At 72.6% G+C, this 12,994-nt stretch carries 12 protein-coding genes; 10 read left to right on the top strand and 2 right to left on the bottom strand.

Features of this window, described 5'->3' with window-relative positions; genetic code table 11:
• Nucleotide 1 precedes the first annotated feature (1 nt).
• From PT931_RS14685 to PT931_RS14645, 9 genes are all read left to right on the top strand, one after another.
• Nucleotides 2–1,573: a phosphate ABC transporter substrate-binding protein PstS gene (locus PT931_RS14685; protein WP_456246294.1), complete on the top strand. Its 1,572-nt coding sequence runs from the start codon at nucleotides 2–4 to the stop codon at nucleotides 1,571–1,573.
• Nucleotides 1,570–4,008 carry a hypothetical protein gene (locus PT931_RS14680; protein WP_456246293.1) on the top strand — a complete coding sequence of 813 codons (2,439 nt, stop codon included), beginning with the start codon at nucleotides 1,570–1,572 and terminating at the stop codon, nucleotides 4,006–4,008. The genes PT931_RS14685 and PT931_RS14680 overlap by 4 nt, the downstream gene beginning before the upstream one ends.
• 91 nt (nucleotides 4,009–4,099) lie before the next feature.
• The gene (locus tag PT931_RS14675; protein ID WP_456246292.1) at nucleotides 4,100–5,185 is read left to right on the top strand and encodes a hypothetical protein; all 1,086 of its coding nucleotides are present in this window, start codon (nucleotides 4,100–4,102) and stop codon (nucleotides 5,183–5,185) included.
• A 68-nt stretch (nucleotides 5,186–5,253) separates the two neighbouring features.
• On the top strand, nucleotides 5,254–5,871 hold the full coding sequence (locus PT931_RS14670) for a hypothetical protein (RefSeq protein ID WP_456246291.1): 618 nt from the start codon (nucleotides 5,254–5,256) through the stop codon (nucleotides 5,869–5,871).
• Nucleotides 5,868–6,713: a sortase gene (locus tag PT931_RS14665; protein WP_456246290.1), complete on the top strand. Its 846-nt coding sequence runs from the start codon at nucleotides 5,868–5,870 to the stop codon at nucleotides 6,711–6,713. The genes PT931_RS14670 and PT931_RS14665 overlap by 4 nt, the downstream gene beginning before the upstream one ends.
• A gap of 9 nt (nucleotides 6,714–6,722) precedes the next feature.
• A complete protein-coding gene (locus PT931_RS14660; RefSeq protein ID WP_456246289.1) occupies nucleotides 6,723–7,526 on the top strand; it encodes a phosphate ABC transporter ATP-binding protein in 804 nt (267 codons plus the stop codon).
• Nucleotides 7,527–7,658: 132 nt separating this feature from the next.
• Nucleotides 7,659–8,876: an Ig-like domain repeat protein gene (locus PT931_RS14655; RefSeq protein WP_456246288.1), complete on the top strand. Its 1,218-nt coding sequence runs from the start codon at nucleotides 7,659–7,661 to the stop codon at nucleotides 8,874–8,876.
• Between the two features lie 66 nt (nucleotides 8,877–8,942).
• Entirely contained in the window at nucleotides 8,943–9,911 is a 969-nt protein-coding gene (locus PT931_RS14650; RefSeq protein WP_456246287.1) for a WxL protein peptidoglycan domain-containing protein, read from the top strand.
• 242 nt (nucleotides 9,912–10,153) lie between these two features.
• Nucleotides 10,154–10,411, top strand: a complete 258-nt coding sequence (locus PT931_RS14645; protein ID WP_456246286.1) for a hypothetical protein — start codon at nucleotides 10,154–10,156, stop codon at nucleotides 10,409–10,411.
• A gap of 37 nt (nucleotides 10,412–10,448) precedes the next feature.
• On the opposite strand, the gene PT931_RS14640 is transcribed toward PT931_RS14645, so the two are convergent.
• Both PT931_RS14640 and PT931_RS14635 read right to left on the bottom strand, forming a co-directional pair.
• Nucleotides 10,449–10,904, bottom strand: coding sequence for an HD domain-containing protein (locus tag PT931_RS14640; RefSeq protein ID WP_456246285.1), 456 nt, complete (start codon nucleotides 10,902–10,904; stop codon nucleotides 10,449–10,451).
• Between the two features lie 158 nt (nucleotides 10,905–11,062).
• Complete coding sequence (locus PT931_RS14635) at nucleotides 11,063–12,196, bottom strand: asparaginase (protein WP_456246284.1); 1,134 nt, start codon at nucleotides 12,194–12,196, stop codon at nucleotides 11,063–11,065.
• 119 nt (nucleotides 12,197–12,315) lie between these two features.
• Between PT931_RS14635 and PT931_RS14630 the strand changes: the two genes are divergently transcribed.
• On the top strand, nucleotides 12,316–12,846 hold the full coding sequence (locus PT931_RS14630) for an Lrp/AsnC family transcriptional regulator (RefSeq protein ID WP_456246283.1): 531 nt from the start codon (nucleotides 12,316–12,318) through the stop codon (nucleotides 12,844–12,846).
• Nucleotides 12,847–12,994: the final 148 nt, after the last annotated feature.

Raw genomic sequence — 12,994 nt, 5'->3', positions numbered from 1 at the left:
TATGTTCAGGCGCCTGCTCGTCGTCCTGCTGCTCGCCTCGGCCGCGTTGACCGGGGCCACCCCGGCCGACGCCGCCCCCGTGTTCGTGCCGGTCACCGGCGTCGGCTCCTCGTGGAGCGCCAACGCGATCCACCAGTGGCGCCGCAACGTCGACCAGTACGGCATGACGATCAACTACGAGGACCCCGGCTCCACCGAGGGCCGCAACCAGTTCCGGCTCGGCAAGGCCGACTTCGGCGTGTCGGAGATCCCGTACGGGCTCAACGACGCGGGCACCGGCAGCGCCGACCCGCCGCCGCCGCGCGGGTTCGCGTACATGCCGATCGTCGCCGGCGGCACGTCGTTCATGTACAACCTGAAGATCGGCAACAACCGGGTGACGAACCTGCGGTTGTCGGGCGAGAACGTGGTCAAGATCTTCACCGGGGTGATCACCTCCTGGGACGACAAGGCCATCAGGGTGGACAACCCGCAGCTCGCCCTGCCCGCCCGCAAGATCGTTCCGGTGTACCGGTCCGACGGCTCCGGCACCACGGCCCAGTTCACGCTGTGGATGAGCAAGGAGTACCCGGCACTGTGGAACGACTACTGCCGCCGCTCCGGCCGCAACACCCCGTGCGGGCTCACCTCCTCCTACCCGGCCCCGGCCAACTTCGGCGTCGGTAAGGCCAACTCGACCGGCGTGGCCAGCTTCGTGAAGCAGAGCTCGTCGGAGGGCGCGATCACCTACGTCGAGTACTCCTACGCGGTCAACAACAACTTCCCCGTCGCCAAGGTGCTCAACAAGGGCGGCTACTACGTCGAGCCCACCGCCAAGGCCGTCGCCGTCGCGCTCACATACGCCGGCATCGACAAGACCCCGGGGCCGAACTACCTGACCCAGCAGCTCGACGAGGTCTACCGCAACGACGACAAACGCACGTACCCGCTGTCCTCGTACTCCTACATGATCCTGCCGACGAGGCTGGAGTACGGCATCACGGAGAACAAGGGCTACACGATCGCGGCGTTCAGCTACTACTTCCTCTGCGAGGGCCAGCAACAGGCCGACTCCCTGGGCTACTCGCCGCTGCCGATCAACCTGGTCAAGGCAGGGCTGGAACAGGTGACCCAGGTGCCGGGCGCGGCGCGCAACGACATCGTGCTGTCCAAGTGCAACAACCCGACCTTCTCGCCGGACGGTACGAACACCCTGGCCAAGAACGCCCCGAACCCGCCCGAGTGCGACCACGTCGGCACGGTCCAGTGCGCGACCGGCACCGGCGGCGCGAAGGCCCCGACGCCGGTCACCCGGGGCGGCGGCACGGCGGGCGGCACCGGGTCGGCGGCACCCGGCGCGCCGGGCGGCTCCGGCGCACCGGGCGCCGCCGACGGGGCGGGCGGCGCGGGCGGGGGCGGCGACACGAACGTGGCCGGCTCCGCCGGGGACGTCAACGCCATCCCGGTGTCCCTGGAGGCCGACGGCGGCTGGCGGCTGCGGCACACCATGATGGTGCTCGCCGGGGTGCTCCTCCTCATGGTCATCGTCGGACCCCCGCTGCTGGCCCGCCGGATCCAGGACGGCTCGTCGTGAGCCGCCGCAGGTGGATCGCCATGGCCGTCGTCCTCGGCCTCGTGTTCACCGGCCCGCCGGCCGAGGCGCAGTCCCCGCCGACCTGGGACTTCGACCAGCTCACCGACTCGGCCGTCGTCGCGCACGGCCGCAAGGGCGCGCACGACGACTACACGGCCCTGGAGGTCACGGTCGCGCAGACCCGGGGCCTGACCAACCAGGGCCTGTCGGTCACGTGGAAGGGCGGCAAGCCGACCTCCCCGGACGGGTTCGGCGCCAACTACCTCCAGCTGATGCAGTGCTGGGGGCCGGACCCGACCGCGGCCGACTTCCGGCAGACCTGCCAGTTCGGCGCGGGCAAGACCGCCGCCGGCAACCAGCCCGGCGCGGCCACGGCGCACCGCGACCTGGTGACCGGGATCGACCCGCTGGAACGCACCGACGCCAGGGCCGTGCCGTTCCGGTCCCAGCTCACCGGCGAGGTCACCCCCGACGGCGGCGCCGCGCACCCGTTCCCGAACCGGCCCGGCACGAACATCCCGGTCGACTCCACCGACCTGGTCGCGCCGTACTTCGACCTGTACAGCTCCAACGAGGTGCCCTACGCGCTCACCTCCGGCGACGGCACCGGCCGGGTCATCTTCGAGACCCAGACCGCCGTGCAGGCCCCGCACCTCGGCTGCGGCAAACCGCGCACGACCGGCGGGCCCGTGGAACCGTGCTGGCTCGTCGTCGTCCCGCGCGGGGAGCACGACGCGGACGGCGCGTACCAGGACGGCTCCGGCGCCAAGGTGGACGGCAGCCCGCTGTCGGCCACCTTCTTCGCCGACGCGATCGTGATCCGCCTCGACTTCGCCCCCGTGTCGGGCCTGTGCCCGATCGGCCGGTCCGAACGGCGCACCGTCGGCACCGAGATGGTCAGCGACGCGATCACGTCCTGGCAGCCGGCGCTGTGCCAGGGCGGCGGCGCGGTCTACGGGTACTCCCAGACCGGCGACTCCGACGCCCGCCGCCAGGTGCAGCTGACCGGGCCGGGCGCGCCGGGGCTGGCGTTCACGGCCGACCCGGTGCTGCCGGCGGAGGACGCCCCGCCGATCCTGCACGCGCCCGTCGCACTGTCCAGTGTGGTCATCGCGTTCAACATCGACACCCAGCTCGACATCGCCACCCCCGAACAGGGCACCGCCCTGCGCGAACTGAAGCTGACACCCCGGCTGGTGGCGAAGCTGCTGACCCACTCCTACAAGCGGGACGTGCCCGGGGGCAGCCAGGGCGGCACCCCGGAGGTGCCGATCACGCACGTCAAGGACAACCAGGTGAACCTGCGCCAGGACCCCGAGTTCCTGGAGCTGAACCCGAAGTTCGCGCCGTTCGTGCGCAAGGCCGCCCCCGACGGGCTGATGGTGGCCCTCGGCGACGCGGCGGCGGCCCGCGAGGTGTGGCGGTGGATCCTCGCCGACCCGGAGGCCAGGGCGTGGCTCGACGGGCAGCCGGACGCCACGAGGATGGTCGTCAACAAGTACTTCGCCAACGAGCTCAAGGGCGGCGCCCCGGAGAACTACCCCAACCCGGACCCGTCCTGCTACCGGGCCACCCCGGACGTGCCGGTCCCCGGCTTCTGCATGCAGGACTACCGGCCCTACCTGGGCAGCATGCACCAGACGGCCACCCAGACCCTGCGCGCCGACGCCAAGGCCAAGAACGGCGAGTGGGACCCGAACAAGATCCCGCCCGCGTTCAAGGCCAACCCGCCGCAGTCGCCCGGCGTCCGGTTCGCGATGTCGATCACGGACTCCGCGTCGGCCTCCCGGTTCGGCCTGTACCCGGCGAGCCTGCGCAACCGCAACGGCGAGTTCGTGCCCCCGACGTCGGAGGCGATGCTCGCCGGCTACGGGGCGATGGTGCCCAGCCCGGTGGCCGGCGTGCTGGCCGTGGACCCGCAGCGCAAGGCCGCCGGCGCGTACCCGCTGACGATGTTGACCTATGCCGCCGCCGACACCACCGAGGACGCCGCGGCGCGCAAGGACTACGCGGCCCTGGTCCGCTACGCCGCCGGCCCCGGCCAGGTCGCCGGGCGGACCCGCGGCCAGCTCCCGGCCGGTTACGTGCCTCTGCCCGAGCCGCTGCGCAAGCAGGCCCTGGAGATGGCCGACAAGCTGGAGAAGTGGGTGAACGCGGGCGAACCCGCCGCGCCGGGGGAGACCCCGCAGGGGACGCCGGGCGGGTCCACCGCGGGCGGCGGCACCCCGAACCGGGGCGCCACCCCGCCCGCGGCCGTGGTGCCCGCCCCGTCGCTGGGCGCGAAGACCCCGGTACCCGCCGCGTCGGTCACCAAGGGCGTGCCCGTGGGGGTCCTGCGGTTCGTCTGGTTCGCGGTGCTCGGGGTCGGTCTGTTCGGCGCGTTGTCCGGTCCGACCCTGTTGCGCTGGGAAAACCGTCGACGGAGGGGCCAGTGAATTCATTCGGCCTACATGTTGGCGAAGCGGCCCGACCACCGGTCGGGGAAACGATGATCGCGGCTCTTGCCCCTGTGAACGAGGAGTACCTGTGAAGATCATTGGAAGGGTGCTGGGCGTCAGCCTCGGTGCGGCCGCTCTGGCCCTCGCCGTCGTGGCCAGCCCGGCCGCCGCCGAGCCGAACCCGGTGGGCGACTACCGCCAGCTGGCCGGCGTCGGCTCCGACACCACCCAGGACGCGCTCAACGGCCTGGGCGAGGTGGTCAAGGACGGCTCCAACAACAAGGTCATCGCGTCCTACGACGCGCGCCCGCTGAACACCACCATCAAGACCAGGGCGACGGGCTGCGAGTTCAAGCGCCCCGACGGCTCGGGTGCCGGCCGGACCGCGCTGCGCGCCTCCAACGGCGAGAGCGGCGGCGTCTACCAGGGTGTCAACGTCGCGGGCTGCGTCGACTTCGCCCGCTCGTCGAGCTACGGCGGCGCGACCCCGACCGAGACCGGCGCGTACAGCTACATCTCCTTCGGCGTCGACGCGGTCACCTACGCGATCAACGCGGACAGCGACCTGCCGTCCAGCCTCACCTACGTGCAGCTCCAGCGCATCTACCGCTGCCTGACCACCAACGTGGGCGGTACCCCGGTCACCCCGCTGCTCATGCAGTCGGGTTCGGGCACCCGCTCGTTCTGGCTGTCGAAGATGGGCGTCACCGAGGCCGACATCGCCGCCGGTGACTACCCGTGCCTGAACACCCTGAACAACACGATCCAGGAGCACGACGGCACGATCGTCAACGGCCACAACGACTATCTGCTGCCGTTCTCGGTGGGCCAGTACATCGCGCAGGGCAACTCCTCGGCGATCGCGGCCCAGACCGGCGTCACCGTCGCCGACCGGCGCGGCCAGGCCATCCTCGGCCGGGTCAACAACATCGCGCCGGTCACGGGCGGCGTGCTCAACGTGGGCTTCCGTCCCGAGCTGGTCCGCGACGTGTACAACGTCGTCCCGACCGCCAAGCTCGGCGACCCGACCATCGCGGCGACGTTCGTCGGCGCGAACTCCAAGGTCTGCCAGGCCAAGTCGAGCATCGAGCTGTTCGGCTTCGGCTACCGCTCGACGTTCGCGGACCTGCTCCACCAGGGCTGCGGCGACACCCGGCTCAAGGCCAACAGCTAGTTGACGGCAACCGGTGGTGGCGCGGCCCGCGTGGTCGCGCCACCACTGTCGACGAAAGGCGTGCGCGCATGAAAGCCCTGATCACCCTCGGCGCGGCTCTGGCGGTACTGGCTCCGGCCGGTCCTGCCCAGGCCGCGCCTCTCGGCACTCTGGCCATCACCCCGGCCACCGGTTCCGTCGACGCGGTGTTCGCCGGCGTGCGCACCTCCGCGGCCTGCCCGGCCGGGTACGGCACCAACGCCGCGATCAAGGTGGGGAAGGCGGGCGGGCCGTACAACAACCTGCACAAGGTCGGCTCCGCGGGCGGGTACGACCGGGCGCCGTTCACCCTCGACGCGAACCGGTCCCTGCGCGCCGCTCAGGCCGGCGAGGACGGCGAGTACCAGGTCGTCGTGCTGTGCACCAGCGAGTCCCAGGGCGACCACCCGGACCTGTTCGTCGCCGGGATCACCGTGACCGGCGGCACCTGGAAGAGCACCGGCGGCGGCGCGCCGGGTGGCCCCTCCCAGCAGGTGAACGCCGAGGTCACCGGACCGACGCCCACCGTCGCCGCGACCCCGACCCGCGCGGGCGGCCCGCTGCCCACCACGGGCGTCTCGCTCGGCACGCTCCTCCCCGCCGGTCTCGTCCTGCTCGGGGCCGGGGCCGGGGCCGTGTGGATGGTCCGCCGCCGGCGCGCGGCATGAACAGGGCCGCCATCGCCCTGCCCGGGGCGGCGTTGAGCCTGCTCGGCGTCGTGTCCCTCGGCTTCGCCGCGCAGGTGGCCGGGTTGTCGCACGTCCGGTACGAGCGGACCCAGCAGACCGCGTACGCCGACCTCCGGGGCGCCCTGGCCACCGCGACCGCCCCGGTGGGCCAGCTCGACCAGCACGGCCGCCTGTACCAGCCCGGCACCGCCATCGCGGTCCTGGAGGTGCCGTCGCTCGACCTGCGCCAGGTCGTCTTCGAGGGCACCGCCTCCGGGGTGCTGGAGGACGGCCCCGGCCACCGGCGGGACACCGTGTACCCCGGCCAGGCCGGCACGAGCGTCCTGATGGGCCGGCGGTCCAGCTACGGCGCGCCGTTCCGCGACCTGGACATGCTCGCCAGCGGGGCCGAGATCGTCGTGACCACCGGCCAGGGCCGGCACACCTACCGGGTGCTGGGCGTCCGCCGCACCGGCGACCTGGAACCGCCCCCGGCCGCCACGGGCCGCCTCGTGCTGGTCACGGCGGACGGGCAGCCGTTCCTGCCGAACAACCTGATCCAGGTCGACGCGGACCTGGTCTCCGAGGCGCAGCCGATCGGGGCCCGCCCGCTGACCGCCGCCGCGCTGCCCGCCGCCGAGCGGGCCCTGGCCGTCGACTCCGGCGCGTGGACCCCGCTGCTGCTGTGGGGGCAGGCCCTCACGATCGCGGCGTTCGCCCTGTCCTGGGCGCGGATCCGCTGGGGCCGGCGCCAGGCGTGGCTCGTCGGCGTACCCGTCCTCGGCGCGCTCGGTCTGACCGTCGCGGACCAGGTGGTCCGCCTCCTCCCCAACCTCCTCTAAGGACTGTCGATGACCGCTGTGATGGACGCAGTCACCTCGCTCGCCACGCTGGAGGCGCGCGCCGTGTCCGCCTGGTTCGGCGACCACCAGGTGCTCGACCGGGTGTCGTTGACGATGCCGGCCGGCCAGGTCACCGCCCTGATCGGGCCGTCGGGCTGCGGGAAGTCCACCTTCCTGCGCATCCTCAACCGGATGCACGAGCTCGTGCCCGACGCGTCCCTGGCCGGGGAGGTGTTCCTCGACGACGAGGACCTCTACGACCAGTCCCGCCGGATCACCGACGCGCGCCGGCAGATCGGCATGGTGTTCCAGCGGCCCAACCCGTTCCCCGCGATGTCCATCTACGACAACGTGGTGGCGGGCCTGAAACTGATCGCGGCCAAGGTGTCGCGGGCCGAGAAGGACCGGCTCGTCGAGGAGTGCCTGACGAAGGCCGGGCTGTGGAAGGAGGTCCGCGACCGGTTGCGCCAGCCCGGCGGCGGACTGTCCGGCGGCCAGCAGCAGCGGCTCTGCATCGCCCGCGCGCTCGCGGTGCGCCCCCGGGTGCTCCTGATGGACGAGCCCTGTTCCGCGCTGGACCCGACGTCGACCCGCCGGATCGAGGAGACCATCACCGAACTGGGCTCCGAGGTCACCATCGTCATCGTCACGCACAACATGCAGCAGGCCGCCCGGGTGTCCGACCAGTGCGCGTTCTTCCTCGCCGAGGCGGGCACCCCCGGGCTGATCGTCGAGCACGGGACGACGGCCGCGATGTTCGACAGCCCCGTCGACCCGCGCACCCATGACTACGTACATGGGCGTTTTGGCTAGGCGGTGTCACCGCGAGTTTCCCTGGCGCATGTCCGGCGTAGACGTTGGCCTGCATGCGCCGCCACCACCGGTGATGAACCTGACCGTAGGCACAGATCGTTTCGGATCTGTTCCGTTCTGAGGAGATGATTGATGAAGGGTACTCAGTCCCTGTTCGCGCGGGGGGCGGCCCTCGCGGCTGCCACGGTCCTCGCCAGCGCCGCGGCGCTCGCGCTGGCCGCGCCGGCTCAGGCGGCCCCGCTGGGCACGCTGACGCTGTCGCAGACGAGCGGCGACGTGGCCACCAACCCCATGTTCGCGGGGGCTACCACGTCGACCGCCTGCCCGACGGGTTACGGCACCAACGCGACCATCAAGGTCGGCAAGGTCGGCGGTCCGTACAACAACCTGAACAAGGTCGGCTCCGCGGGCGGGTACGACACGGCTCCGTTCACGATCGGCGCCAACCGGTCCTTCACCACCTCCAACGGTGGCGTCGCGCCGACCCCGGGTGACTACCAGGTCGTCCTGGTGTGCACCAGCGAGACCCAGGGTGACCACCCGGACCTGTTCGTCACGGACATCACCGTCACCGGTGCGAACTGGGCGGTCAAGTCCACGGCTCCGGCCCAGGACACCACCACCGCGTTCGGCATCGCGCCGGCCGGCCCGGTCGCCCAGGGCTCGAACGTGACCTTCACGGCCACGGTCACCCCGGCCGCCGCCGCCGGTTCCGTCGAGTTCCGTCGGGGCGCGAACGTGGTCGGCACCGGCACCGTCTCCAACGGTGTCGCGACCCTCACCACCAACACGCTGCCGATCGGCACCCACTCCCTGACCGCCGCGTTCGTCCCGGCGAACGCCGCGGCCTTCAAGCCGTCGGTCTCCTCGGCGCAGACGTACCAGGTCACCGCCCCGAGCGGCAGCATCAACAAGCCGCAGACCATCACGGCCGACATCGCGCCGGGCGCCTTCTCCCTGGAGCTGGCCGGCAACGCCGTCACCCTGGCCGGCGGCACCGTCGGTGGCACCGCCACCGGCGCGCTGAACCAGGCGACGGTCGTCGACCTGCGGGGCACCAACGCCGGCTGGAACCTGGTCGGCCAGGTGGAGGACTTCACCGGCGCTGCCGGCACCTTCGGTGCCGACAACCTCGGCTGGACCCCCTCCGCCTCCAAGGTGAGCGGCTCGGGCGCGGTTGTCGCCGGTTCCGTCTCCCCGAACGGTCTCGGCACCGCCAAGACCCTCTGCAAGGCCGTCGCGGCCAGCAGCGCCGGCACCTTCAAGTGCGGCGCGAACCTGAGCCTCAACATCCCGGACACCACCGCTCCGGGCAGCTACAGCGCGACCCTCACCCTGACCCTGGCCTAGGGATCTGGGGGCGGAGGGGTCCTTTCGGGGCCCCTCCGCCATTCTCTCGTTCTCCGGAGTGCCGCCATGAAACGCTTCCTGATTCTTTGTGTACTCGCGCTGCTCGCGGTGTTCGTCCCCGCGCCCGCGCACGCCGCCGAGGAGCTGCGGTGGGCGGTGCAGCCCTCCACCGAGAACGGCCCCAACGGCCGGGGTGCCTTCGAGTACAAGGCCGCGCCGGGGCACCAGATCCTCGACTACGTGGGGATCAGCAACCTCAGCTCCCAGGACCTGACCCTCTCCGTGTACGCCACGGACGCGTTCACCGCCACCGACGGCGCGTACGGCCTGCTGCCGGCCAGCCAGAAGGCCCAGGACCTGGGCAGTTGGACGGACCTGACGCCGAGGCAGTACACGATCGCGGTCGGCAAGCGGGTCGACATCCCGTTCCGGCTGACCGTCCCGGCCAATGTCACGCCCGGGGACCACGCGGGCGGCATCATCGCCTCGGTCAGCCAGGTGCAGACCGGCGCGGACGGCAAGAAGGTCAACGTCGACAAGCGGGTCGCCGCCCGGGTGTACGTCCGCGTGGAGGGCCCGGTGCGGCCGTACACGGAGGTCACCTCGGTCAAGGTGGAGTACGACAACCCGTGGAACCCGTTCGCGGGCGGCGACATGACCGTCACGTACTGGCTGCGCAACTCCGGCAACGTCCGGGTCTCCGGCGCCGCGAACGTCCGGGCCCGCGCGCCGCTGGGCGTCGGGCTCGGCGAGACGGGGGACGCGGCCGTACCGGAGATGCTGCCCGGGGCGGAGATCGCCGTGACCCGGAAGATCAGCGGGGTCGCGCCGCTGGGTCGGCTGACCGCGCTGGTGACGTTCAACCCGAAGAGCGCGGACGGCCGGTTGGCGGTGGCCACCGGGTCGGGGTCGGTGTGGGCGCCGCCGTGGCTGCCGCTGGGCGGGCTCGTCCTCGCCGTGGGGCTGGTCCTCGCCGTCAAGCTGGTCCGCCGTCGCCGTCGCGCCCTGGTGACCCGCGCCGCCGCCCTCGCGTAGCCCCCGGCGGACCGGCGGGAATACCGCGCACCGGCGGGAGTACCGGCGCTTGTGGCCCCGGACGGGCGGTCACAGCGGTCAGGTACCCGACAAAGATCACTCGTTGTGTTTTTGATAGCACTGAGTGACGATCACCCGGAGATGTCCGAGAAGGACTGTCGGTTTTTTCACTGACGGTAGTGGACAGTGTGTGGCAGGATCCCCCGGACACTGTCATGGGGATCACGCTGGGGGAAAGACACATGAACGACGCACTGTTCCGCTGCCGGGCCTACGTCGCGGGCGAGTTCGTCGACGCCGAGCTGCACGCCGACCGGCTCGTCCTCGGTGGACGCACGCTGCCCGTCGCGGAGATGTCCGCCCCGACGACGCAGGAGCTGGGGCTGCTCACCACGGTGACGGTGACGGTCGCCGACGACCGGGTCGAGTTCGACGCGTGGCAGGACGAGGCGGAGCGGCTGTGCGAGGCGCTGGCGTCCCTGACCTCGGTCAACGCCTGACGCCACAGGGTCCGTGACCGGCCCGTGCCGGCCCGGGTCAGCGCGGGTCGGCCGCGTCGAGCCTGGCCGACGCCGCCGCGTACTTCAACCGCAGCCGCGCCTGGGTCGCCTCGTCGAGATGGCTCAGCCGCTCCGGGCTCGAGTTGTGCGCGATGTCCGCCCGCTTGATCAGGATCGCGTCCCGGGTGGTGACGAGCCGGCCCAGGTACTCCTCCTGGGTCTCCTCGGGCCGGCGGCTCATCGCGTCCACCAGCACCACCACCTCACGAGCCACGCCGAGCCCGACGAGTTCGTCCAGCGTGACGTCCACGTCCTCGACGGAGTCGTGCAGCAGGGCCGCCATCTGCTGGACGAGCGTCCCGCCGTTCTCCGCGGTCATCCGGGCCACCGCCCGACAGTGCTCGATGTACGGCGCCCCGCTCTTGTCGACGTGCCGTCGGTGCAGGGTGGTGGCCATGGCGTCGATGGCCTCCAGTGACTCCCACTGCCTCATCGACGTCTCCCTAGTTCCGGCTGCATGACTCATGCCTACCACTTCCCGCCGGCTGGGACAGCCGGAGTGCCCCGCCGTCCCGCCCCGGGTGTCCGGAGTCACCCCCGGGCCGCCGTGCCCGGGGACGGCCGGCGCTCCGGGCCCGCCCGCGTGACCGGCTACCCCAGCCACGCCGCGGCCCGTACCCCCCCGACCTCGCGCCCCCCACCCAGGATCCGCACCCGGCAGATCTCGTCGACCACGTCCCCGCCGACCCCGAGCCCGGCGAGCACGGCCCCGAGCACCGGCCGCACGGCCCGCTGCGCCCCGTCGTCGACCTTGACCGCGAACGCCCGCCCGTCCGGCAGCGCCCCGACCTGCACCGCCTCGGCCCCGACCTTCGTCAGCAGCCCCGGCACGGCGCGCATCAGCCGGGTGTCGAGCCGCGCCTCGCCGGCCACGTACTCCGGGAAGGCCCGCATCGCGTCCGCCACCCGCCGCACGGGGGAGTCGGCGGAGGACAGCACCGCCGTCCGGTACAGCCGGGCCAGCCCCGTCAGGCTGATCGCGTGCACGGGCGCCCCGCAGCCGTCGGTGGCGGTCCACGCGACGGGCTCCCCGGCCCCGTCGGCGAGGGTGTCGCGGGCGAGCACCTGGAGCGGATGGTCGGGCGCGAGGTAGCTGTCCAGGGGCCAGCCGTTCACCGCGCAGGCCACCAGCATGGCGGCGTGCTTGCCGGAGCAGTTCATCAGCAGCGGGCTGGCCTCGCCGCCGGCCCGCAGATGCGCGTGCTCGCGCTCGTAGGGCAGGTCGGCGGGGGTACGCAGCAGGTCGGCGGACAGCCCCGCGCTGGCCAGGATCTCCCGTACCCCGGCGACGTGGAAGTCCTCGCCGGAGTGCGAGGCGGCCGACAGCGCGGTGAGGTGGCCGGGCAGGTCGACCCCCGCGGCGGCGACGGCGGCGGCCTGGGCGAGCTTGGCGCAGGACCGGGGGAGCATGGGGGTGCGCGCGTCGCCGTACTCGGCGGCGACCGTGCCGTCGGCCGCCAGGATCACCAGCGAGCCCCGGTGCCGGCCCTCGACGAACCCGGACCGCACGACCTCGGCGAGCACCACCGGCTCGACCGGCGCCCCGGGCACCGGCGCGGCGGAGGCCACCGGAGCGGCGGTCGTCGCCGGTGCGGCGGTGAGCAGGGACCCGGTGGGCACGTTGGCCCCGGGGGCGGCGGGGAACGAGTGGTCGGTCTGCCCCGGCGCGGCCGGGCCGTGCTCGGTGCCCGTGGACGGCGTGGCGTGGCGCGGCGAGGTCTGCATGTGCGCGAGTTTCCGGCCCGGCCCCGACCCGGCACAAGACAACCCGGATCCAGCACGGATCAGACGGCGCTCACCGAATCGGGTGCGGAACCGCCCGCCCCGCCCGTATCGTCGTCGTCATGGATTCCGCGACCAGGCTCGACGCCATCGACTGGGCCATCCTCGAACGCCTCCAGTCCGACGCGACCATCCAGAACAAGGACCTCGCCGCCCAGGTCGGCATCGCCCCCTCCACCTGCCTGGACCGGGTCCGCCGCCTCCGCGACCGCCAGGTCATCGTCGGCTACCACGCCGAGGTCTCGCCGGAGGCGGTCGGCCTCGCGGTGCAGGCGATCCTCGCGGTCCAGGTCCGCCCGCACACCCGCGAGGTGTTCGCCCGGTTCGTGGACTTCGCCCTCGACGTCCCCGAGGTCCGGGCCCTGTTCCACGTGAGCGGCGAGGCGGACTTCCTGGTGCACGTGGCCTGCGTCGACACCCGCCACCTCCAGCAGCTGGTCCTCGACGAGGTGCAGACCCGCAAGGAGGTGGTCGCGGTGCACAGCTCGATCGTCTACGAGCAGGTCCGCAAGGACGCCCTCCGCCCGCCGGACCCGGTCCGCACCCCGTCGCTGATCACCCCGCGCGCCCAGGCCCGCCGCCGCAAACCCTGAGAACCACGACCAGAGGGTTACGGTGGCGCCCGACCCGGCGCGCATCGGTCCGCCGGGCCGGCCGGCGCGTGCGGGCCCGCCTGCCGGCGTCCCCCGGGAACCCGGCGGGGCTGCCCGGCCCGCCCCACCGGACATCCGGCACCCGGGT

Source organism: Longispora urticae (assembly GCF_053902585.1).
The sequence above is the reverse complement of the archived record's forward strand: the minus strand, read 5'-3'. Positions and strand labels throughout refer to the sequence as shown.